The 22,336-nt window shown below is 68.1% G+C and carries 21 protein-coding genes and 1 tRNA gene; 11 read left to right on the top strand and 11 right to left on the bottom strand.

Annotated elements, in window-relative coordinates:
- Positions 1 to 220 precede the first annotated feature (220 nt).
- The 3 genes from egtB to egtD are packed head-to-tail and all read left to right on the top strand — an operon-like array spanning position 221 to position 3,383.
- A complete protein-coding gene (gene egtB / locus ABZ412_RS14060) occupies positions 221 to 1,564 on the top strand; it encodes an ergothioneine biosynthesis protein EgtB (RefSeq protein ID WP_357280406.1) in 1,344 nt (447 codons plus the stop codon).
- A complete protein-coding gene (locus ABZ412_RS14055) occupies positions 1,564 to 2,415 on the top strand; it encodes a class II glutamine amidotransferase (RefSeq protein WP_357280404.1) in 852 nt (283 codons plus the stop codon). The genes egtB and ABZ412_RS14055 overlap by 1 nt, the downstream gene beginning before the upstream one ends.
- Positions 2,412 to 3,383, top strand: a complete 972-nt coding sequence (gene egtD / locus ABZ412_RS14050) for an L-histidine N(alpha)-methyltransferase (protein WP_357280401.1) — start codon at positions 2,412 to 2,414, stop codon at positions 3,381 to 3,383. The genes ABZ412_RS14055 and egtD overlap by 4 nt, the downstream gene beginning before the upstream one ends.
- 6 nt (positions 3,384 to 3,389) lie before the next feature.
- Here the strand turns inward: egtD and ABZ412_RS14045 are convergent, their stop codons facing one another.
- The 5 genes from ABZ412_RS14045 to ABZ412_RS14025 form a co-directional block, all read right to left on the bottom strand.
- A complete protein-coding gene (locus ABZ412_RS14045; protein ID WP_357280398.1) occupies positions 3,390 to 4,028 on the bottom strand; it encodes a DUF2461 domain-containing protein in 639 nt (212 codons plus the stop codon).
- Positions 4,029 to 4,070: 42 nt separating this feature from the next.
- Positions 4,071 to 4,403 carry a hypothetical protein gene (locus ABZ412_RS14040; RefSeq protein ID WP_357280395.1) on the bottom strand — a complete coding sequence of 111 codons (333 nt, stop codon included), beginning with the start codon at positions 4,401 to 4,403 and terminating at the stop codon, positions 4,071 to 4,073.
- A gap of 179 nt (positions 4,404 to 4,582) precedes the next feature.
- Entirely contained in the window at positions 4,583 to 5,563 is a 981-nt protein-coding gene (locus tag ABZ412_RS14035; protein WP_357280393.1) for a ribose-phosphate diphosphokinase, read from the bottom strand.
- The gene (gene glmU, locus ABZ412_RS14030) at positions 5,560 to 7,062 is read right to left on the bottom strand and encodes a bifunctional UDP-N-acetylglucosamine diphosphorylase/glucosamine-1-phosphate N-acetyltransferase GlmU (protein WP_357280390.1); all 1,503 of its coding nucleotides are present in this window, start codon (positions 7,060 to 7,062) and stop codon (positions 5,560 to 5,562) included. The genes ABZ412_RS14035 and glmU overlap by 4 nt, the downstream gene beginning before the upstream one ends.
- Before the next feature lie 76 nt (positions 7,063 to 7,138).
- A tRNA-Gln gene (locus tag ABZ412_RS14025) sits at positions 7,139 to 7,209 on the bottom strand.
- A 207-nt stretch (positions 7,210 to 7,416) separates the two neighbouring features.
- On the opposite strand from ABZ412_RS14025, the gene ABZ412_RS14020 reads away from it, so the two are divergent.
- From ABZ412_RS14020 to ABZ412_RS14000, 5 genes are all read left to right on the top strand, one after another.
- The gene (locus ABZ412_RS14020; RefSeq protein WP_357280857.1) at positions 7,417 to 8,031 is read left to right on the top strand and encodes a TetR/AcrR family transcriptional regulator; all 615 of its coding nucleotides are present in this window, start codon (positions 7,417 to 7,419) and stop codon (positions 8,029 to 8,031) included.
- A gap of 229 nt (positions 8,032 to 8,260) precedes the next feature.
- Positions 8,261 to 8,908, top strand: a complete 648-nt coding sequence (locus ABZ412_RS14015) for a TetR/AcrR family transcriptional regulator (RefSeq protein WP_357280388.1) — start codon at positions 8,261 to 8,263, stop codon at positions 8,906 to 8,908.
- Positions 8,909 to 9,170: 262 nt separating this feature from the next.
- Positions 9,171 to 12,788, top strand: coding sequence for a transcription-repair coupling factor (gene mfd / locus ABZ412_RS14010; protein WP_357280385.1), 3,618 nt, complete (start codon positions 9,171 to 9,173; stop codon positions 12,786 to 12,788).
- A 47-nt stretch (positions 12,789 to 12,835) separates the two neighbouring features.
- The gene (locus ABZ412_RS14005; protein WP_357280854.1) at positions 12,836 to 13,513 is read left to right on the top strand and encodes a MazG family protein; all 678 of its coding nucleotides are present in this window, start codon (positions 12,836 to 12,838) and stop codon (positions 13,511 to 13,513) included.
- A 118-nt stretch (positions 13,514 to 13,631) separates the two neighbouring features.
- Positions 13,632 to 14,633: a hypothetical protein gene (locus ABZ412_RS14000; protein ID WP_357280383.1), complete on the top strand. Its 1,002-nt coding sequence runs from the start codon at positions 13,632 to 13,634 to the stop codon at positions 14,631 to 14,633.
- A 4-nt stretch (positions 14,634 to 14,637) separates the two neighbouring features.
- On the opposite strand, the gene ABZ412_RS13995 is transcribed toward ABZ412_RS14000, so the two are convergent.
- The 5 genes from ABZ412_RS13995 to ABZ412_RS13975 all read right to left on the bottom strand — a co-directional run bounded on the left by ABZ412_RS13995 (position 14,638) and on the right by ABZ412_RS13975 (position 16,983).
- On the bottom strand, positions 14,638 to 14,943 hold the full coding sequence (locus tag ABZ412_RS13995; protein ID WP_357280381.1) for an antibiotic biosynthesis monooxygenase: 306 nt from the start codon (positions 14,941 to 14,943) through the stop codon (positions 14,638 to 14,640).
- 2 nt (positions 14,944 to 14,945) lie between these two features.
- Positions 14,946 to 15,536, bottom strand: coding sequence for a TetR family transcriptional regulator (locus tag ABZ412_RS13990; protein WP_357280379.1), 591 nt, complete (start codon positions 15,534 to 15,536; stop codon positions 14,946 to 14,948).
- A gap of 73 nt (positions 15,537 to 15,609) precedes the next feature.
- Positions 15,610 to 15,906 carry an MTH1187 family thiamine-binding protein gene (locus tag ABZ412_RS13985; protein ID WP_357280376.1) on the bottom strand — a complete coding sequence of 99 codons (297 nt, stop codon included), beginning with the start codon at positions 15,904 to 15,906 and terminating at the stop codon, positions 15,610 to 15,612.
- Positions 15,903 to 16,478: a TerD family protein gene (locus ABZ412_RS13980; RefSeq protein ID WP_357280374.1), complete on the bottom strand. Its 576-nt coding sequence runs from the start codon at positions 16,476 to 16,478 to the stop codon at positions 15,903 to 15,905. The genes ABZ412_RS13985 and ABZ412_RS13980 overlap by 4 nt, the downstream gene beginning before the upstream one ends.
- Before the next feature lie 16 nt (positions 16,479 to 16,494).
- Positions 16,495 to 16,983 carry a hypothetical protein gene (locus ABZ412_RS13975; RefSeq protein WP_357280372.1) on the bottom strand — a complete coding sequence of 163 codons (489 nt, stop codon included), beginning with the start codon at positions 16,981 to 16,983 and terminating at the stop codon, positions 16,495 to 16,497.
- A 465-nt stretch (positions 16,984 to 17,448) separates the two neighbouring features.
- Between ABZ412_RS13975 and ABZ412_RS13970 the strand changes: the two genes are divergently transcribed.
- The 3 genes from ABZ412_RS13970 to ABZ412_RS13960 all read left to right on the top strand — a co-directional run bounded on the left by ABZ412_RS13970 (position 17,449) and on the right by ABZ412_RS13960 (position 20,310).
- Positions 17,449 to 18,879, top strand: coding sequence for a stealth family protein (locus ABZ412_RS13970; RefSeq protein ID WP_357280852.1), 1,431 nt, complete (start codon positions 17,449 to 17,451; stop codon positions 18,877 to 18,879).
- An 80-nt stretch (positions 18,880 to 18,959) separates the two neighbouring features.
- The gene (locus ABZ412_RS13965) at positions 18,960 to 19,343 is read left to right on the top strand and encodes a hypothetical protein (RefSeq protein WP_357280370.1); all 384 of its coding nucleotides are present in this window, start codon (positions 18,960 to 18,962) and stop codon (positions 19,341 to 19,343) included.
- 178 nt (positions 19,344 to 19,521) lie between these two features.
- Positions 19,522 to 20,310, top strand: a complete 789-nt coding sequence (locus ABZ412_RS13960) for a DUF4389 domain-containing protein (protein ID WP_357280367.1) — start codon at positions 19,522 to 19,524, stop codon at positions 20,308 to 20,310.
- A gap of 17 nt (positions 20,311 to 20,327) precedes the next feature.
- Here the strand turns inward: ABZ412_RS13960 and ABZ412_RS13955 are convergent, their stop codons facing one another.
- Entirely contained in the window at positions 20,328 to 22,322 is a 1,995-nt protein-coding gene (locus ABZ412_RS13955) for a hypothetical protein (RefSeq protein WP_357280364.1), read from the bottom strand.
- Between the last annotated feature and the right edge of the window lie 14 nt (positions 22,323 to 22,336).

Here is a 22,336-nt window from a genome sequence, read left to right as displayed (position 1 = left end):
CGACCCGGAGGCGCCGTCGCCGGGTGCGGCGGCACTCGCTGTCCCACCTGGGTCGGGCGGGAAGTGCGTCGTGCGAGGCGGCCGGTGCTGGCTGCCACGCGGGCCATTCGGCGTCGGTCCGCATCCTCGAGCGTCCGGCCGCCACTCGCCGGGCGCACTCTGCCCGGCCCGCGGCGAAGGCCCGCCCGGCGCGCCGCAATCTCGAATCGGGAGTTTTCTCATGACTGTTCAGCATCTGCCCGGGTCGGACCGCGCCGAGACCGAGGCCCTGCGCGGGCGGATCGCCGAGTCGCTCGAACGGGCCCGGCGGCGGACCATCGGGTTGACCGAGTGCCTCGACGAGGCCGAGCTGGTGGCGCAGCATTCGCGGTTGATGAGCCCGCTGGTGTGGGATCTCGCGCATATCGGCAACCAGGAAGAGCTGTGGCTGGTGCGCGATGTGGGCGGGCGCGAACCGGTGCGGCAGGACATCGACCACCTCTACGACGCGTTCAAACACGCCCGCGTGGATCGGCCCGCCTTGCCGTTGCTGGATCCGGCACAGGCCCGCGACTATGTCGGCACCGTGCGCGACAAGGTGTGGGATGTGCTGGACCGCAGCCCATTACGAGGCCCGGATCTGGTGCGGGACGGGTTCGCCTTCGGCATGATCGCCCAGCACGAGCAGCAGCACGACGAGACCATGCTGGCCACCCACCAGCTGCGGACCGGTGAGGCGGTGCTGTCCGCGCCGCCGACCCCCGCCGCACGGGTGGCGGTCACCGGTGAAGTCGTGGTTCCCGCAGGCGAATTCACCATGGGAACCGACACCGACCCCTGGGCGCTGGACAACGAACGGCCCGCGCACCCGGTCCACGTCGACGGCTTCGCCATCGACGCCGCGCCGATCACCAATGAGCAGTACCTCGCCTTCGTCGACGACGGCGGATACGAGCGGCCGGAACTGTGGTCCGAGCGCGGCTGGGCGCATCGGGTGGAGGCCGGGCTGACCGCGCCGCAGTTCTGGGAGCAGGACGGCGGCGGGCGCTGGTGGCGGCGGGTTTTCGGCGTCATGCAGCCGCTGCGCGCGCATCAGCCGGTGGTGCACGTGTGCTGGTTCGAGGCCGAGGCGTACGCCCGCTGGGCCGGTAAGCGCCTGCCCACCGAGGCGGAATGGGAGAAGGCCGCGCGCTTCGATGCGAGCACCGGGCGTTCCCGCCGATTCCCCTGGGGCGATGGCGATCCCACCGAGGCGCTCGCGAATCTCGGTCAGCACCACCTGGAACCGGCCGATATCGGGGCCTATCCGGACGGCGCGTCGCCGGCCGGGGTCCATCAGCTGATCGGCGACGTATGGGAGTGGACGTCCTCGGGTTTCGAGGCGTACCCGGGTTTCCGGGCGTTCCCGTACCGCGAATACTCCGAGGTCTTCTTCGGCGGCGACTACAAGGTGTTGCGCGGCGGCTCCTTCGGCGCGGACCAGGTCGCCTGCCGCGGCACCTTCCGCAACTGGGACCACCCCATCCGCCGTCAGATCTTCTCCGGTTTCCGGCTGGCCCGAGACCTGCGATCGGACGCGCGCTGATGTGCCGTCACCTGGCGTATCTGGGCCCGCCGACCCCGGTCGGCGCGCTGCTCACCCAGGGCCCGCACTCGCTGCGCACCCAGTCCTGGGCGCCGCGTGAGATGCGCGGTGGCGGGATCATCAATGCCGACGGTTTCGGCGTCGCCTGGTGGCACCACCCCGACGCGGCGGCGCTCGACCACGGCCCCGGCGTCGTCTGGCACGGTGGCGCGACCGGCGATCCGGCGGAGAACCCGCCGCCGATCGATCCGGTGGTCAGCCGCTACCGCAATCCCGTACCGATGTGGACCGATCCGGCCGTGGACGAGGTGCTGCCGCAGATCCGCTCGACGGCGGTGCTGGCCGCGATCCGTTCCGCGACCGTGGGCATGCCCGTGGAGCGGGCGGCCTGCGCGCCGTTCGTCCACGGTCGCTGGGCCTTCAGCCACAACGGGGCGATTCCCGACTGGCGTGCCGTGCTGACCGCCGTAGCCGCCGAATTCGGTTCGGGGTCACTGCTCGACGCCGAGGCGCTGACGGATTCCGGTGTGCTCTGGGTGATCCTGCGCCACCTGCTCGAGGACGGCGCGGAACCGGGTGCGGTGTTGCGGCGGGTGATGGCCGCGGTGCTGAAGCGATCGCCGCGGGCGCGTTTGAACCTGCTGCTGGCGAACGGGTCCGGAGTGTGGGCGACGACGTGGCATCACTCGTTGTCGCTGCTGCCGGGCGATGGGTTCGTGGTGGTGTCGTCGGAACCGTTCGACGACGATCCACGCTGGCGGGCGATCGAGGATCGGCGGCTGGTGCGGGCACGGGTCGGCGAAATGGCGGTGGAACCACTGGAAATCGAGATCGGAAGGGCTGGTTCATGACTGCGGCTACGGTGGAAATCCATCTGACGGACGAGGATTTGACGACCGCGTTGCGCGAGGACGTGCGGCGCGGCCTGACGGCGGAGGCGAAGTGGCTGCCGCCCAAATGGTTCTACGACGCGCGCGGCAGCGAGCTGTTCGAGAAGATCACCGAACTGCCGGAGTACTACCCGACCCGCACCGAGCGGGCGCTGCTGGAACGGGTGGTCGGGGAGATCGCGCGGATCGCCGGGGCCGAGGTGCTGGTCGAACTCGGCGCGGGTTCGGCGGCCAAGACCCGGCTGCTGCTGAACGCGCTCTCCGCAGCGGGGCCGTTGAAGAGCTATGTGCCCCAGGATGTCTCGGTCACGGCGCTGCGTATGGCCGCGGACGAGGTGGCGGCGGAGTTCCCGGGCCTGGCCGTGCACGGCGTGGTCAGCGACTTCACCAACACCCTGGACAATCTGCCCGGCGGCGGTCGGCGCATGGTCGCCTTTCTGGGCGGCACCATCGGCAATCTGGTTCCGGCCGAGCGCGCCGAATTCCTGGCGGGTATCCGGGATGTGCTCGAACCCGGCGAGCAGCTGCTGCTCGGGGCGGGCCTGGTCATCGATCCGGCGGTGCTGGTCCCCGCCTACGACGATGCCGCCGGTGTCACCGCGGAATTCAATCGCAATGTGCTGCAGGTCCTCAACGCCCGCCTGGGTGCGGACTTCGTGCCGGACAAGTTCGCGCACATCGCCTGCTGGGACGCCGAGAACGAGTGGATCGAGATGCGGCTCGAGGCCGCCGAGGCCATGACCGTCCGTATTCCCGAACTCGACCTCACCGTCGATTTCGCGGCGGGCGAGCAGCTGCGCACCGAGATCTCCGCGAAGTTCCGCCGCGAGGTGCTCGAAAGCGAGCTGGACACCGCCGGTTTCAGCGCCGAGCATCTCTGGACCGACCCGGACCAGCGGTTCGCCCTGGTGCTCGCCGAACGCCGGTAGACGCGGCTACTTCTGCGCCATCACGGCCGCCAGCCATTCGATGAGCGGCCGCAACTGCTCCCACGCCGCCCGGACCTCCCGGGCGGCGCGCGGGGTGGTCAGCCACTTCGGGGCGCCGAAATCCCTTCCGGCGGTGAGGGATTTGTGCCGCAGCAACTCGATGCGCGGATGGTCGATGTCGTAGCCCTTGGGCTTGGTGGCCAGCTTGTCCCCGCCGATGGCGTAGCCGTCCGCGATCAGCCGGGCGATCAGCGCCTCCAGTTCCGCGCCGCGCACCTCGTCATCGATGGCGGCGCGCAGCGCGGTGAGCTGGGCGGCCTCGGCGGCGTACATGCCGCCGGCCACCCGCAGCCCGCCCGCGCCGATCTGCACGTACCAGCCGGAGTACTGCGCGCTGTAGACGACCGCGCCCTGATGGTTCTTGTACGGCGACTTGTCCTTGGCGAAGCGCACGTCGCGGTAGGGACGGAAGATCTTGGCGGTGCCGAAGTCGGGTTCCAGCTCGGCGACCAGGGCCTTCATCGGATCCCGGACCGACTCTTCCCACACGGTCTTGTGGGCGGTCCAGAAGGCCTTGGAATTATCGGCTTCCAAGTCCTCGTAGAAGTCGAGTCCGGCGAGCGGGAATCCCGTGAACGCGGTCATGGATCGAGTGTCCGTGATGCGCCGCAGCCGCGTGCGACCGCCCTAGTCCTCGAGCTCCTCGACGATGTCCATGGCGGCGACCTCCGCGGGCCGGTTGTCCTCGATTCCGAATTCCTCGCGCTGACGGCGGCGGGTCCACTCCTGGTCGAGTTCGTCGCTGATGCCGAGGCGGCCGTCGTCGTCGTTCTCGCGATTGCGGATGACCAGGTCGGAGGGCGGGTCGGCGATGTAGCGCTGGTACTCGCGGATCTCGTCTTCCTGGTCGTCGTCGCCGAGGTCGTAGTCGAGGTTGTCGACATCGCTGTCGTAGACCTGATCGGTGTCGAAGACCTCGTCCATCAGCCGGGCGTCGTCCTCGTCGGGCCGGTCGGCCATGCGGCACCACCTCTCCGCGCTGTCAGCGCACCAGTAGCAAACCGTACGTCCGACCCAACGCTACCGCCTGCCAGCCGAAACGAACACGCTTGTCGACCCCATTTCACACAGAAGCGCCCCTCCCGCGAACAGGAGGGGCGCTCGGTTGGTGCTGGTCGGGGATGTGGCCCCGTCGTCTGTCAGGCGTTCCCGTTGAAAAGGCCGGTGACCGAGCCGTTCTCGAAGACCTCGCGGATCGTCTGCGCCAGCAGCGGCGCGATCGACAGCACGGTCAGGGTCGGGAACTTCTTGGCCTCGTCGATCGGCAGCGTATTGGTGACCACGACCTCCTTGGCCCCGCAGTTGGCGAGACGCTCGGCGGCCGGGTCGGACAGGATGCCGTGGGTGGCGGCGATGACCACGTCGCCCGCGCCGGCGGCCTTGAGCACCTTGACCGCGCCGGCGATGGTGCCGCCGGTGTCGATCATGTCGTCGATCAGGATGCAGGTGCGACCCTCGACCTCACCGACCACGCGGTTGGAGACGGTCTGGTTGGGGACCAGCGGGTCGCGGGTCTTGTGGATGAACGCCATCGGCGCGTCCGCCAGCGAGTTGGCCCACTTCTCGGCGACCTTCACCCGGCCGGCGTCGGGGGAGACGACCGTGATGTTGGACAGGTCGTAGTTGTTGCGGATGTGCTCGGCCAGCTGTACCTGCGCGTGCATGTGATCGACCGGGCCGTCGAAGAAGCCCTGGATCTGATCGGTGTGCAGGTCGATGGTGATGATCCGGTCCACGCCCGCGGTCTTGAGCAGGTCCGCGATCAGGCGGGCCGAGATGGGCTCGCGGCCGCGGTGCTTCTTGTCCTGGCGGGCGTAGGGGTAGAACGGCAGCACCGAGGTGATGCGCTTGGCCGAACCGCGCTTGAGCGCGTCGATCATGATCAGGTGCTCCATGACCCACTGGTTCAGCGGTGCGGGGAAGCTCTGCAGCACGAAGGCGTCGGAGCCGCGGACCGATTCCTCGAACCGGACGAAGGTCTCGCCGTTCGCGAAATCACGAGCGGTCTGGGGGGTGACGTGGACGTTGAGTTCCTTCGCCACCGCCTCGGCGAGCTCGGGATGAGCGCGTCCCGAGAACAGCATCAGATTCTTCTGGTTATCGGTAGAGAACGCGGTCACTGACGTTCGCCATCCTTTTGCTCGTTGGTTTTCTCGGTGGTTCCCGCATCCTCCGGGTTCGAAGCGAGAGCCGCTTCGGCCGCGCGGGCGGCATCGGTACCGGGGCGATTGCGCTGCACCCAACCCTCGAGATTGCGCTGTGCTCCACCCGATACCGCGAGCGCCCCCGGAGGAACGTTTCTGCGCAGTACAGTACCCGCCGCCGAGTAGGCGCCGTCACCCACGGTGACCGGGGCGACGAACATGGTGTCGCTACCGGTCCGCACATGCGAGCCGACCGTGGTGTGGTGCTTCTTGACGCCGTCGTAGTTCACGAACACGCTGGATGCGCCGATATTGCTGTACTCGCCGATGGTGGCGTCGCCCACATAGGTCAGATGCGGGACCTTGGAGTGCGCGCCGATGGTGGCGTTCTTGGTCTCGACGAAGCCGCCGATCTTGCCCTCCTCGCCGAGCGAGGTGCCGGGCCGCAGATAGGCGAACGGGCCGACGTTGGCGCCCGCGCCGATGCTGGACTTCTCGCCGTGGGTGCGGACCACCTTGGCGCGGTCGCCGACGGTGACATCGGTGAGCGTGCAGTCGGGGCCGATCTCGGCGTCCTCGCCGATCACGGTGTCGCCCAACAGCTGAACGCCCGGCCGGATGACGGTGTCGCGGCCGATCACCACATTGCCGTCGATCCATGTGGTGCCCGGATCGATGATGGTGACCCCGGCGCGCATGTGCCGCTCCAGGATGTAGCGGTTCAGGGTCTTGGCCGCACCGGCCAGCTGCACCCGGTCGTTCACGCCGGTGACCTTGGCGGAATCGACCAGCCGCGCGCCGTGCACCGGGTGTCCGGCCTCGCGGGCCAGTTTCAGTACGTCGGTCAGGTACAGCTCGTGGCGGGCGTTGGCGGTGTCGATGCGCGAGATCATGATTCGCAGCACGGCCGCGTCGAAGACGTAGACGCCGGAGTTGACCTCGGTGATCGCGGCCTGCTCCGGGGTGGCGTCGGCGTGCTCGACGATCTCCATGACGCGGCCCTCGTCATCGCGCACGATGCGGCCGTAGCCGTTCGGGTCCTCGGGCACGAAAGTCAGTACGGTGGCGGCGGATCCGTCGGAGTAGCTGCGGTGCTCGTCGAGCAGCGCGTGCAGGGTGTGGCCGTCCAGCAGCGGTACGTCGGCGTAGGTGACGAGGACATCGCCCGCGAAATCTTCGGGCAGCGAGGTGAGCGCGCACTGCACGGCGTGGCCGGTGCCGCGCTGCTCGTTCTGTACCGCGAGGGTGATCGGGCGGCCGAGTTCCGCTCCCACCTTGCCGACCGCGTCGCCGACCTGTTCGCGATCGTGGCCGATCACGGTGATGAGCGACGTTGGGTCGATCTCGTGCGCGGCATGCAGCGCGTGCGCGAGCATGCTCCGGCCGGCCAGCGGGTGCAACACCTTGGGTGTTTTGGACCGCATTCGGGTTCCGGCTCCGGCGGCGAGAACGACGACGGCGGTCTCCTGTGGCATGGATCTCCCTCGGCTGCCAGTCATCGTGTGCTGAGTCAGGTTGTGCGGGGCCAACCATAGCGACCCTGCGCGCGAGCTCCGCCGCCAGGACTCGAACCTGGACAAACTGAACCAAAATCAGTTGTGCTGCCATTACACCACGGCGGATTGCAGCGTCATGCGGGTCTGATCCTCGCATGAAGTACGCCTCCACGTCGAACCGCTTACACAGTGTCGATCGTGTCTGTCGATAGGCTACCTACCGAACCGCGGTGGGCGCGGGGCGCGCGACCCCGCAAAGGTGCTCGCGGCGAGGGCGAAAGGGGCAGGTGGGCGATGACGGCTGGCGAAGGCCAACGGCCGGCGCGGGCGCGCATGACCGGCACCCAGCGCCGTCAGCAGCTCATCGAGATCGGGCGGGCGCTGTTCGCCGAGCGTGGCTACGACGCCACCTCGATCGAGGAGATCGCGGCGCGGGCGCAGGTCTCGAAACCGGTGGTGTACGAGCACTTCGGCGGCAAGGAGGGGCTCTACGCCGTCGTCGTTGATCGGGAGATGTCGACGCTGCTCGAGATGATCACGTCCTCGCTCACCCAGAACCGTTCGCGGGTGCGGCTCGAGCAGGTGGCGCTGGCGTTGCTCACTTATATGGAGGAGCGCACCGACGGCTTCCGGATCCTGATGCGGGATCAGCCGGTGTCGGCGGCCGAGGGCACGTATTCGAGTCTGCTCAACGAGGCCGTGAATCAGGTGGCCCATATTCTCGCCGGGGATTTCGAACGGCGCGGTCTGGATCCGACTCTGGCGACGCTGTACGGGCAGGCGCTGGTGGGAATGGTTGCGACGGCGGCGACCTGGTGGCTGGACGAGCGCCAGCCGTCGAAGGAAGTGGTGGCCGCGCACCTGGTGAATCTGTGCTGGAACGGACTCACGCATTTGGAGGCGGAACCGAAGCTGGCGTCGGAATGGCCGAGCGGCAAGGGGTTATAGAACCCTGCGGTCTGAATTTTGGTCTGATATGTCTGTCATAGCGGGGCAGAACTGGACAGTTAACCAGCGAATTGCGAAGGAGGACGGGTCGAATGCTCGAATCGGCTGGCAGCACGCAGCCGGGTGGTACGGTTCACCCATCCTTCGAGTGCTGTTCGAACTGTGATGTCGGTCAACTTCGGGATGGCGGTCTACTTCAGGATGGCTGGTTTGATGACGGGCGGATCTGATGGCTAGGCAAGCGCGTGCGGAGATCACTCGCGATTCCGTGCTCGCGGGCGCTGCCGATGTCTTTCTCCGGCTGGGCTACGCGAACGCGTCCCTGTCCGAGATCATCGCGCAGTCGAATGTGACCAAGGGCGCCTTGTACTTTCACTTCGGCTCCAAGGAAGAACTGGCGCGCGCGGTCGTCGATCAGGGCAATGAGCGACTGATCAGCGCATGCCAGGGTTTCTTCGATCCGCGGGTGCCCGCGCTGGAGGCGTGCATCGGGATCACCTACGTGGTCGCCGATCTCACCATGAACGACCCCATGGTCGGCGCGATGCTCAAACTCACCCATCAGATCGGCGATTACCGCGGCGCGACGGGTGACAACATCGCCAAGACCTGGGGCGAGACGCACCGTTTGCTCGCCGAACGCGCCATCACCCAGGGCGACCTCGAGCCCGACCTCGACCCCGACACCATCGGCATGCTCCTACAGGAGATGACCACCGGCGTCCACATCGTCGCGGTCAGCACCGAGTCCATCGACCAGATGGCGACCCGCATGGAACGCGCCTGGTACTTCCTCCTGCCCTCGATCGTCCCTCAGGAGAAGGTCGCTTACTTCCGCGAGTTCGCCGCCCGCCGCCTACGCCGCTACGTGCAGTAACTATTGGCCCTCCGCTTCGCTACGGGCGGGTTCGCGGCCCCTGGTCCCGATTCTTCCCTCCTCCGCTCCTCCGCTTCGCTCCCCGCTCCAAGCGCGGGGAGGCGGAGCGCAGTCCAGAATCGGGACGGCCGCGAACTGCGAGGTATCGTTCCGGGGGTTCGGAGTGAGGGGTCGTGGCATGGGGCTGATGCGGGCTGTCGTCGGGCATCACTAGACTCGGTTGGTCGTTCTGAAACGCTGATCCGCGCCGAGGAGTCTCCGCATGACCACCGATCGTCCGCCTCTGTCGGGACTTGCTGCGGTGGCGGGTGCCGACGCCGCGTTGACGCAGGTCGCGAGCCTGATCGGGCGCGCGGAGGCCAGGTTGGTCGCGCCGTCGGCGGTGCGGCCGTTCGTGGCCTCGACCATCGCCGGGAAGCGGCCGCTGCTGGTGGTGACGGCCACCGGGCGCGAGGCCGATGATCTGACCGCCGAGCTGACCGAGATCCTGGGCGATACGGTCGCGCTGTTCCCGTCGTGGGAGACGCTGCCGCACGAGCGGCTCTCGCCGGGGGCGGACACGGTGGGCCGACGGATGCAGGTATTGCGGCGGCTGGCGCATCCCGAGGATCCGGGGGTGACCGGGCCGCTGCGGGTGGTGGTGACCACGGTGCGCTCGCTCATGCAGCCGATGGCGGCGGGGCTGGGGGAGGTCGAGCCGATCGTGCTGCGGCCCGGCGCCGAGTTCGACTTCGACGAATTGCTCACGCGGCTGGTGGAATTCGCCTATGAGCGGGTCGACATGGTCGGCAAACGCGGCGAATTCGCGGTCCGCGGCGGAATTCTGGACCTTTTCCCGCCCACCGCGGATCATCCTGTGCGCGTGGAGTTCTGGGGTGACGAGGTCTCCGAACTGCGCGCCTTCTCGGTGCAGGACCAGCGTTCCATCCATGAGGTGCCGATCGATCTGGTGGTCGCGCCGCCCTGCCGCGAACTGCTGCTGACCGACGCCCTGCGCGAGCGGGCCGCCCAGGTGGCCGCCGACAATCCGGCCGACGCCGCGCTGGTGGAGATGCTGGAGAAGATCGCCGAGGGCATCCCGGTGGAGGGTATGGAGGCGCTGCTGCCGGTGCTGCAGCCCGGCGAACTCCAGCTGCTCGTGGACGCGCTGCCCGCGGAAACCCATGTGCTGCTGTGCGATCCGGAGAAGGTTCGCACCCGCGCCGCCGACCTGGTGCGCACCGGGCAGGAATTCCTGGAGGCGTCGTGGACGGCGGCTTCCTTCGGCGGGGCCGCGCCGCTGGGCGCGCACGGCCTGGACCTGGCCGCCTCCGGCTATCGCGGCCTGGACGTGGTGCGCGCCGACGCCGACCGCCGCGGCCTGCCGTGGTGGACGCTGAGCCCGCTGGCCGCCGACGCCCCGGACGAGATCGTGCTGCCGGTGCTGGCGGCCGCTTCCGCGCGCGGTTCGGAGGAACTGGTCGCCACCATCTTCGCCTCGCTGCGCGCGCACGTCGCCACCGGCGGCCGCGCGGTCATCGTGGTGGCGGGACACGGTACGGCGCAACGCATTCTGGAACGCCTCGCCGACGCCGAGGTGCCCGCCGCGGCGCTGGACGCCGGCGCCGAGCCGGTCCGCGGACTGGTCGGCGTGCTGTGCGGTTCGCTGCACGACGGCATGGTGTTCGACGACGCCAAACTGGTGGTGATCGCCGAATCCGACCTCACCGGCAACCGGGTCACCGCACCCGGCGAAGGCAAGAAGCTGCCCGCCCGCCGCCGCAACCAGGTCGATCCGCTGGCCCTGACCGCGGGCGACATGGTGGTGCACGATCAGCACGGCATCGGCCGCTTCGTGGAGATGATCGAGCGCACCATCGGCGGCGCGCGCCGCGAGTACCTGGTCATCGAATACGCGCCCGGCAAGCGCGGCCAGCCCGGCGACCGGCTGTTCGTGCCGATGGACTCCCTCGACCAGCTGTCCCGCTATGTCGGCGGCGAGATGCCGTCGCTGTCCAAGCTGGGCGGTTCGGACTGGGCCAATACCAAACGCAAGGCGCGCAAGGCGGTTCGCGAGATCGCCACCGAGCTGGTGCAGCTCTACGCCGCCCGCCAGGCCGCGCCCGGTCACGCCTTCGCCCCGGATACCCCGTGGCAGCAGGAGATGGAGGACGCGTTCGCGTTCACCGAGACCGTCGACCAGCTCTCGGCCATCGCCGAGGTGAAGTCCGATATGGAGAAGGCGGTCCCGATGGACCGCGTCATCTGTGGTGATGTCGGCTACGGCAAGACCGAGATCGCGGTGCGCGCGGCCTTCAAGGCGGTGCAGGACGGCAAGCAGGTGGCGGTGCTGGTGCCGACCACGCTGCTGGCGCAGCAGCATCTGCAGACCTTCACCGAGCGGATGGCCGGATTCCCGGTGGTGGTGAAGGGCCTGTCCCGGTTCACCGACGCCGCCGAATCGCGAGAGATCCTGGAGGGCATGACCACCAAGGATGTCGACATCGTGGTGGGCACGCACCGGCTGTTGCAGACGGGCGTGCGCTGGAAGGATCTCGGTCTGGTCATCGTCGACGAGGAGCAGCGTTTCGGCGTCGAGCACAAGGAGCACATCAAGGCGCTGCGTACGCACGTGGACGTGCTGACCATGTCCGCGACGCCGATTCCGCGCACCCTGGAAATGTCGCTGGCGGGCATCCGCGAGATGTCGACCATCCTCACCCCGCCCGAGGAACGGCATCCCGTCCTCACCTATGTCGGCGCCTACAACGACAAGCAGGTGGCCGCGGCCATCCGCCGTGAGCTGCTGCGCGACGGCCAGGTGTTCTACGTGCACAACCGGGTGTCGTCGATCGACAAGGCGGCCAAGAAGATTCGCGATCTGGTGCCGGAGGCCCGGGTGGTGGTCGCGCACGGGCAGATGAACGAGGACATGCTCGAGAAGACCGTGCAGGGCTTCTGGGAGCGGGAATTCGATGTGCTGGTGTGCACCACCATCATCGAGACCGGTCTGGACATCTCCAACGCCAACACCTTGCTGGTGGAACGCGCCGACGCCCTGGGCCTTTCGCAGCTGCACCAGTTGCGCGGCCGCGTCGGCCGGTCGCGGGAACGCGGGTACGCCTACTTCCTGTACCCGCCGGAGAAGCCGCTCACCGAGACCGCCTACGACCGGCTCGCCACCATCTCGCAGAACTCGGATCTGGGCGCGGGCATGGCGGTGGCCATGAAGGACCTGGAGATTCGCGGCGCGGGCAACGTGCTGGGCGCCGAACAGTCCGGCCATGTCGCGGGCGTCGGCTTCGACCTCTACGTGCGCCTGGTCGGGGAGGCGGTGGAGGCGTATCGCGCCGCCGCCGACGGCCGCCCGATCTCGGTGGACGAGGAGGTCAAGGAGGTGCGCATCGACCTGCCCGTGGACGCGCACATTCCGCCGGACTACATCACCTCCGACCGCCTGCGGCTGGAGGCGTACCGCAAACTCGCCGCCGCCCAGGACGATTCGGGGCTGTCGGCCGTGGTCGAGGAGCTGGTGGACCGGTACGGGCCGCTGCCGGTGGAGGTGGGCCGCCTGGTGTCGGTGGCCAAGCTGCGGTTGCTGGCCCGCGCCTACTCGATCGCCGAGATCGGAGTCACCGGGACCACGGTGAAGGTGTCGCCGCTGCAACTGCCGGACTCCAAGCAGCTGCGGCTCAAGCGGCTCTACCCGAACGCCACCTACCGCGCGGCCACCGGCATCGTCCAGCTGCCGCTGCCGCGGGTGGAGGACAGCGTCGGCGCGGCCCGCGTCCGCGACGTCCAGGTGCTGCAGTTCGTGGCCGATCTGCTGCTCGCCCTGGACGGAAAGGCGCCCGGCGCCGTGGATGTCCGGGTTCCGGCCGAGGTGATGGCCGACCGATGACATCGGGGGAGGGGGTCGCCGCCGAGACCGCGGCCGATACCGCGCGCATGACCGAGGCGCTGGGCGAGGCCGTCGAGGTGATGGATCGGCTGTGGAACTTCGGCGGCTGGGAGGTGACGCAGACCCATGATTCGCTGCGCCCCTACCTGCTGGAGGAGACCTACGAGCTGCTCGACGCCATTCAGGACGAGGACGCCGAGACCATCAAGGAGGAGCTCGGCGATCTGCTGCTGCAGGTGCTGTTCCACTCCCGGATCGCCGAGGCCGCAGGCGAATTCACGGTCGCGGAGGTGGCGGCGGCGCTGGTCGCCAAGCTGGTGCACCGCAGCCCGCACCTGAGCGACGCGCTCGACGCCTTCACCGCTCCCGGCGCGTCGGTGGCGGAGAAGATCGCTGCGCAGGAAAAGGCTTGGGAGGAGCGGAAATCCGCCGAGAAGGCGCGGCGCTCCTGCCTCGACGGGATCGCCATGGCGCAGCCCGCGCTGGCGCTGGCGGAGAAGGTGCGCTCGCGCGGCATCAAGGCGGGTCTACCGGAGGAGCTGATTCCCGCTGCCCTGCGGGTGGTGGAGCTCGGCGGGCCGGACAGCGCCGAAGAACGCCTGCGGAAGGCAACTCTCGATTTCGCCGGCACGGTGCGCGCCGCCGAGGACGCCGCGGAAATCGATCGAGGCACGCGCGACGCGCTGACCGCCGAGGATTGGCATCGGTACTGGCCGCACGGCTGACCCGCCGAGCGGACGGACCCGGAATCATGGTGATTCCTGGCAAATTCGGCATAGCGGTGGCGATGCCGGGCGATAACGGCGGTGTTGCGCGAGGCCGGTTTCGGCTAGCGTCACAGGGGTGCATGCTTCGGGGCGCGAATCGATCACCGAGTACTACCCGCGGAGAGCGGGTGCGATCGTCGCGCTGGTCTTCTTCCTGGTGATGACCGTGCTACCGGGTTTCGTGGTGTTCAACGACGCGGAACATCCGGTCATGCGGGTGGTGGCCGGGGTGCTCATGGCGGTGTTCGGTTTCGGCGTCTACACCATGGCCGACGATCTGTTCCGCCCGCAGCCGACGTTGCTGCTCAATGAGCACGGCTTCACGTATCGCGGTTTCCCGCACGTGGCGTGGAGCGAGGTGGAGCGGATCCGGCTGGGCGTCGGCCGATTACGCAAGGGCGGGCGCACGGAACTCTTCGCCGAAGTGGTGCTGCGTGATCCGGAGGAGTTCCGGCACCGGGTCCGGGCGCTCGGCGATGTGATCGCCCGCCGCCAGGTCGACCGCCCGCTGTACATCGTCGCCGAACGACTACCCGTGCCGGTGCCCACGGTCGTGGAGGTCATGCGCGATCACTGTCCCGGCCTGGTGGTCAGAACCGTCGAGGACACCCCCGGCGCCGCCCCCGAACCGCCCGCCGCGCCCCGCTCGGCCGATCGCGACATGGTGGAGAGCGCCCTGGTCAGCGCCCTCACCGACGAGCTGCCCACCGGCTGGACTCTCGCGGTGCTGTGGTTCTCCCTGGTCGGCGACGACGGCCACGCGGGACTCCAGCTGGAGCTGTCCGGCGCCCCCGTCCCCGAGTCCGGCGTCCCCTCCGAGGAGCAACCACCCTCCGAGGAAGTCCTCATGCTGCTCAACCGTCTCAAGGAAGTCTGCTACGACCAGATGACCGGCACCTGGCTCAGCGGCCAGGTCCTGCTCCGCGCCGACTCCACCAAGGCCCAATTCACCTTGTCCTTCAAGGAAATCCCCGACTGGCTCCCCATTCCCGAGCCCGACGAATGCCGCCGCGAACTCGCCACCTACCCGCGAGCCGGCGACGAGATCCCCGCCTGGCTCCGCCAGCGCATCTCCTGACCTATCATTTCCCGCCGACCTCGGTCACCGTCGTATAGGTGGTCAGCCGGTTACTCCGGATCGGCGCGTGGCCGGGCCATCGATGGGCGGCGGCGAAGGCGTCCGAGGTCAGGAATCGCGCGTACGCGTCCTCGTCGGCGAATTCGAGTATGGACAGGTAAGCCCGGTCGTCGTCGCGAGGACCGAGCAGCCGCGCGCGGAGCAGCCCCGGCACCCCGGCGAGCGTGCCGTGCATGCTTGCCCCGAAATTCCGCTCGAACACCGGTGTATCGGCATCGGCCACGAACAGTTCGTTGATGACGACGAACATTGCTAGTCCTCGAGATTCGCGATATCCAAAGCGCGACCGATGAATCGCGCGGTGCCGTCGAGAACCCGGTCGAAGCCGTCCCCGGCGTCGATCCGGTCGATGGCGCGCCCGAGCGCGCCGTCCACGAGTTCGGCCATCAGCTCCGGCTCGGCGTCCCCCCGCGCGGCCAGCGCCTGCCGCAACGGCTCCGACAGTTCCCGGTGTGCCCGCGAAATCTGTTCCCGCGCCGCGTTATCGGTGAGTCCGTTGCCCCCGAGCACGGCGATGCGATGGGTCCCCGCGCGCGCCGCCTCCAGACTGGCCCGCACATAGGTCGCGATCCGCGCGTCGGCTCCGTCCACCCGATCCATCGCGGCGCGAACGGCTTCCGCCCACTCGTCGAAGGAATCGGCGACGATGCGCGCGAGGATTTCCTCACCGGACCGGAAGTACTTGTACACACTGCTGCGCGCCAGCCCTGCCGCCGCGCCTACCGCTGCCGGGGTGACCGCTCCGACGCCCTTGTCCAGCAGCAGTTCCCGTGCGGCTCGGAGCAGCACCTGCTCCTGATTGGCGCGATGCTCGGCCACGGTCGGTGCGTCGATTCTGGGCACCGTGAACTCCTATCTTGGCGACGGCGTGTCTCCAAGATAGCACTCTTGGCGACATCCTGTCGCCAAGTTTGGATCAGTTGTCGGCGAGATAGCGCTCGACGGTGTCGACCTTGGCTGTCATCGCGTCGGTGACGCCCGGGCGGATGTCGGCCTTGAGGACCAGGCTGCAGCGCGGGGCGACCGCGGTGATGGCGTCGGTGGCCTGTTTGACCACGGCCATGACCTCGTCCCAGTCACCCTCGAGGGTGGTGAACATGGAGTTGGTCTCGTTGGGGAGGCCGCTGGCGCGCACGATGCGGACGGCCTCGGCGACGGCGCGGCCCACGTCCGCGCCGACGCCCAGGGGTGTCACCGAGAAGGCGACGATCATACGTTCACGCCGTAGTCGCGGGCGATGCCGGCCAGGCCGGAGGCGTAGCCCTGGCCGATGGCGCGGAACTTCCACTCGGGGCCGTGGCGGTAGAGCTCACCGAAGACCATGGCGGTTTCGGTGGAGGCGTCCTCGCTGAGGTCGAAGCGGGCCAGTTCGGAGTTGGTGACCGCGTCGATGACGCGGATGTAGGCATTGCGGACCTGGCCGAAGGACTGGCGGCGGACGTCGGCCTCGTGGATGGAGACGGGGAAGAAGATATTGGTGATGGTCGGCGGCATGGCGGCCAGGTCGACATTGATCACCTCGTCGTCGCCGTCGCCCGCGCCGGTGAGGTTGTCGCCGGTGTGCTCGATGGTGCCTTCGGGGGAGCGCAGGTTGTTGTAGAAGATGAAGTGCGCGTCCGACAGCACGCGCTGGTTGGATCCGCAGGCCAGAGCGCTGGCGTCGAGGTCATAGTCGGCGCCGGTGGTGGTGCGCACATCCCAGCCCAGTGCCACCGCGACCTTGGTCAGATTCGGGGCCTGTTTGGACAGCGAGACATTTCCGCCCTTGGCCAAGCTGACAGACACACGATCTCCTTCGATCTCAGTTGCGGTCGGCCGCCATTGCTTCGAGGGTGGCGACCCGATTCTCCAGATAGCGTAGTTCGGTGTCGTCGATGACGGTGCGCTGAATTCCCGAGACGACCGCGAAGGCCGACTGACGGTGGTCGTCGATCACGTCGACGGTCAATTCCACCGCCACGTAATCGTCCGCGCCGGGCAGCGGATCCGCGATCACCTTGCCGGTGCCGCGGGCGCACAACGCCACATTGCCGCCGCCCAGGATGAGCAGCGCCAGCTCCGGCCGCTCCCGCAGCCGGGCCAGCGAGCCGCGATCGGACTTGAGGCTGAGCAGGATTCGCCGGTCGCCGGCGCGTACCGGCCAGGAGACGGGAATGGCGTGCGGGCCGGGATCGGTGGTCACCAGCACCGCGATGGTGTCCTGCGGCCACTCGGGTAGAACGTCCAGTTCGGGGTGGTCGGGTTGCGTGTCCGTCGAGGGCTCCTGACGTTCCCGGGCGTCGGCTACCATCTGTGTCCCCTCACCATCTGGGTCCGCACAGCGGGCTGGACTGTGCTGTCCGCAAGTGTATGCCGTTGCCGCAGTGGCCCGCTGGTCTCCGCGGTGGCCTCCGGGGCTTGCCGGATATGGGTGTTTCATCCGTTACGACTGTGAAAACACCTCTGGACCTGCGGGGAAACGGATTGACGAGAAGCGATAACGGTTGCATCATTCGTTACAGTCCCTCGACCCAGCGAGGTCACGCGAGTAACCGGCCGATGACCGCCCGGTGAAGATCGCCCGTGGAAACACACCCGAAGCACCGTCCGCTCCGTTCTTCTGACTGCACAACAGATTTCACGGCGTGTACCGGCTCGGGCGTATCCCGGGCCGGTAGGCGGCCGTGCCGGCGTGACGCCGCGAAGACGTGAGGTGAACAGCACGAAGAGAGCGGAGACGGCGATGGCGGATATGGGTGCGGGGCAGCAGCCGGAGATGGTGGAGATGGTGGGCAGCGCGACGGTCGCGAATCTGGTGGTATCCCAACCGGTGATCGACGACCTGCGTTACCTGCGCGCCGAACTGGCCGCCGCGGACGTCCCCTACCTGCTGGTTCGCGATGCCGACCATCGGCTGGTGCTGGCCGTGGACAGCGGCCACCGAGCCGCGCTCAGACGGGTGCTGGGGGCGGCCATGGTCGCCGGCTTCTCGTGCAATGAGAAGCCGCACAATGTCTTCCGGCTCGGCCGTGACCTGGATCCGGCGCATCACGTGGAACTGGAACTGTGGGAGTATCACGGCGACACCGTGGAATGCCCGCGGCCGAACGCGCTGACCCGCATGGTCTTCGACGTCGCCGACGTGGCGCCCTCGACCGTGCTCCTCTATGACGCCAGCTGGCCCACCCTGGCCGGCATGTTCACCCCCAACACCGCCGACGTCGGCTTCGACATCGACATCGTGTTCTCCTGGGTGGACGGTTCCGACCCCGAATTCCGGGCCCGCCGTGCGGGAATGCTGGCGCAGGTGGTGGTCGGCGAGGGTGACGAGGCCGACGCCCGCATCCGCCAGATCGACGAACTGCGCTACGCCCTGCGCTCGGTGCACAAGAACGCTCCGTGGATCCGCCGCATCTTCATCGCCACCGATTCCCGTGTCCCCGACTGGCTCGGCGACGACCCGAAGGTCACCATCGTCCGTGCCGTGGATCATTTCTCGGATATCAGCGGTCTGCCGATCTTCAATTCCCATGCGGTGGAATGCCAATTGCAGCACATCGAGGGTTTGTCGGAGCATTTCCTCTACTCCAACGACGACATGTTCTTCGCGCGCCCGGTGCGCCCCTCCATGTTCTTCACGCCCGCGGGCATCAGCCGCTACATCGAGGCGGGCACCCGGATCGGCCCGGGCGCGAACAATGAGCGGCGCAGCGGTTTCGAGAACGCGGCCCGCGTCAACCGAGCCCTGCTGTCCCAGCGCTTCGGCCACGTGATCACCCGCCACCTCGAGCACACCCCGGTTCCCTTGCGCCGCAGCGTCCTGCTGGAAATGGAGCAGGCCTTCGCCGAGGACTTCGCCCGCACCCGGGCCAGCCGCTTCCGCGCCGCCACCGACATCTCGGTCACCAATTCCCTCTACCACTACTACGCCCTGCTCACCGGCCGCGCCGTCCCCCAGGAAGCCGCGAAGATGCGCTACGTCGACACCACCAGCTACACCGGCCTGGCCCTCCTCGACGGCCTCGCCAAACGCCGCAACGTCGACTTCTTCTGCCTCAACGACGGCAGCTTCCCGGAGGTCCCGGAAGCCGAACGCGTCCGCGCCGTCTCGCAATTCCTGGAAACCTACTTCCCCGAACCTGCCCCCTGGGAAAAGCCCGACACCATCGCGGGGACCATGACGGCCTTCGAATCCGGCGCGGCCTGACCCGCCGCGCGCTCCGCCCGGATTCCGGCCGATAGTGTTTGGTTGGAATCCGATTGGTGGCGGCTCCGACCATCGATGGCATGAACAAGAAATTCCTCGCCGCCGCTGTTCTCGCCGCCGCCACGACCACCGCCACCGTTCTCGGCACGGGTCCGGCCGCCGCGGACAGCGCGCGTCAGATCCATTTCGCCAAGGGCACCGACAATGCCTTCGTCAGCGGCCACCTGCAGGGGTGGAGCAATGACACCTATCGGCTCGATGCCCGGGGTGGGCAGACGATGATCATCAGTGCCGCGCCGTACTGGTCGGACACCGTGGTCACCATCAAGGGCCCGACCGGGACGCTGGCCAACCAGCAGCAGTGGGCCAAGGTCACCTTGCCGGTGAACGGCTCCTACGAGCTGGTGGTGACCTCGGTCGGTCACAACACCCTCGACTACGGCCTGGGTGTCAAGATCGACTGAATGCCACCCGATTCCAACCCATAGTCCTGAATTCGTGGAGCGCGCCCTCGGCGCGCTCCTTAATTCCTGTGGGACGCTGACCAGGAAACGTCATTTCCCGCCGTAGCGGACCAGGAAGCGAGTGTGCGCCATGGTCGAATATCCGCCGATGCCGCCGGCTTCGATGCCGGTGCAGCCGATGCCGGAACCCAGTGTCGATCTCGATATCTTCCCGCCCGCGCAACAGCGCCGCTGGACCGTGTTGCTCCGCCTGATCCTGGCCATCCCGCACCTGTTCGTGCTGTTCATCCTGACGCTGGGCCAGATCGTGGTGGCGATCTGCGGCTGGTTCGGCGCCTTGTTCACCGGCGCTCTGCCGCAGTGGTGCGGCGACTACCTGCGCTGGACGCTCGCCTACACGGCCCGGGTCGAGGGCTACCTGTACCTGCTGGTCGACGAGTATCCGCCGTTCACCGTCGACACCGATGTGAATTACCCGGTGCGCGTGTTGTTCCCGGCCCCCACCCGCCTGAACCGCTGGGCCGTATTGTTCCGCTTCATCCTGGGCTTCCCCATCCAGCTGCTGGCCACCTGGCTGTCCACCGGCTGGATGGTCATCTCCCCGATCGTCTGGCTGATCGTGCTGATCACCGGGCGCATGCCCGCCGCCCTCTTCCAAGCCACCGCGGCCGTCCTGCGCGTCCAGATCCGCACCGAGGCCTACTGGCTCATGCTCACCCCCACCTACCTCAAGCAGGTCTTCGGTGACGGCCCCCTCCCCGAACCGGAGGCGGCCCTCCCGCCCGGCTTCACCCCCGCCTCCCCGACCCGCCCCCTCCTGGTCTCGCAGGCCGGCAAGGTCCTGCTCTGGATCATCCTGGTCCTCGGCATCATCTGGAGCTTCTTCAACCCCAGCCCCGACTTCTCCACCGACGACAACGGCCCGACCCACCCCACCCAGATCGAATGGCCGCGTCCGACTCCCTGATCGGCTTCGGGGTTCGGCTACCGGACGCTGAGCAGCTCGCCGAAATCCGAACCCGCCTCACCGTATCGAGTGTTCGACCCGTCGACGACCGCCGCCTTCAGCACGCGCATGTCGACGTCTTCCACCCTGCGAGGCGATGGGTTTCCCGGCGAATTCTCGTAGTTGAAGACGATCACATCCAGGAACACCGGGCGTCGAAGTCGGTTGCCGTCCAACAGCTTCAGCAGCGCCTCGGCCATCGCCGGGTACGGCGTGAATTCGGGGTCGTCGAGCCAATCGGTCAGCTCGGCTTCCGGCACGCTGAAATCGATGCCGTCCGCCCCGAGTCGATCCAGCAGCGTGGGGACCGGTTGAACCTGTGACGACGTGATCTGTAGAAGTGCGCTGCGGCCCTCGGCCTCCAGGCCCGGCAGCTCGTCGAGCAGTCGCACCGCCTTGTCGAACCATCGCACGTCGGCCAGGCGCCGGAGCACCGGCGGCGTCCAGGGCGGGTCGGGACTGGGTTTGCGGAACGGGGGCGGCGCGACACGGTAGCGGTCGGCGATCCGCCGCAGGCAGTTGCCCAGAGCCTCGACGTCATCGGGGTGGATGCCGTCGAACCAGCCCAGGGCGCTGAATGTGGCGCTCGCCGTGGCGGTGGCGCTGTCGCCGGTGACGGTGACCGCGACCGGTGTTTCGTAGCGTTCCCCGCCCCGCGAGGTGAGTTGCAACTCGAACACCACGGGGTCGATGGTGTAGTCGATCGGGAAGGTCACGTCGCCGACGGGTACGTCGACCTTCCCGCTGGGTCCTGGCACCGGCACACCGCCCACCGTCCAGGAGACCGTGGCCGCCGGCGCGACGGGCTCTCCGACCCCACCGAAACCTGTTGTGCGCAGGCCGAACTGGTCGGTCGTCGCCGTCGCGAACGAGCCCTTCCGGATCGGATCGCCGCAGGGGCTGTTCGACTGCTGGAGTTCTCCGATGACACCGACCATGTCGTCGGAGTGGTTTCCCCGCGCGATGTCGACCCGGCGTTCGGTGCCGACGGTGACGGCCACGTCGACCCAGTGGTCGTCGACGTGGTCGGTGCGGACGACCAGCGGGGTCATGGCGACGGTGACATCGCGGTCCATCGACACCGTGGGGATGCTGCCGCGATACCACGCGCGTAGGCCGACATTCGGCTGATCGACGAGCGAGTGCACGACTACGCCGGAGCGAGACAGGCTGGGGCCGACCGGATCCAATCCCGCGTCCCAGCCTTCCGGGATGCGGTACTCCACGTACACCCGGCCCGCGCCGGCTTGCGGAAAGGCCTGCTCGACGACCCGGCCGGCCAGCGCATCGGGCAGGTGCAGGTGCAGGTTCGCCCGCGACAGATGCGGTCCCATGGAGAAGGCGCCGGCATTGGGCCAGCCGGCGATGGCCGGTCCGGCGAAGGTCGGCGAGGCCGAGTAGGTCGGCCCCGCGCCCAGCCAGCGGCTGCCGAACGACGCCGAGGACATCAGGTCGTAGGGGGAGCCGTATTCGGTGCCGACGATGATCGTGGCGTCGTTGGGGTCCCAGTCCGTGCCGTTGTTGTCCAGCCCGAAGGTGTGCTGGAAGCCGAGCACGTGACCGGTCTCGTGGCACATGAACGTGTGATTGCTGAATCCGGCCGAGAGGACCGCGGTGGGTAAACCGGCAACGCCGGTGGCGCCGGCGCCGAAACCGGCGGCTCCGGGATGGATCAGCACGATCAGGCCGTCCAGCCCGGCCAGCGGGTTGGGATCGGGGAACTTGGCGAGCAGCGCGTCCACGGCGGCCTTGGCCTGTGCCGCCCGGCTGGTGTCGGCGCCCAGCGTCACGTCCACCCACGGAAACATCGGTGAGTCGATGAAATCCAGATGTCCACGGGTGGTGTTGATCCAGTACTTCAGGACCGCGTGCTCACCGGTCATGAGCATGGCGATGCATGCGGCATCGGGGATGACCGGGACGGCGGAGTTGTGCCGAGCCCGGATGATGCCGAGGCGCACGTTCTTGGTCATGGCTGATCCTCGAT

It is taken from the genome of Nocardia sp. NPDC005746 (genome assembly GCF_040630785.1).
In the GTDB taxonomy this organism is placed as follows: domain Bacteria; phylum Actinomycetota; class Actinomycetes; order Mycobacteriales; family Mycobacteriaceae; genus Nocardia.
This window is presented reverse-complemented; position numbering and strand designations above follow the sequence as displayed.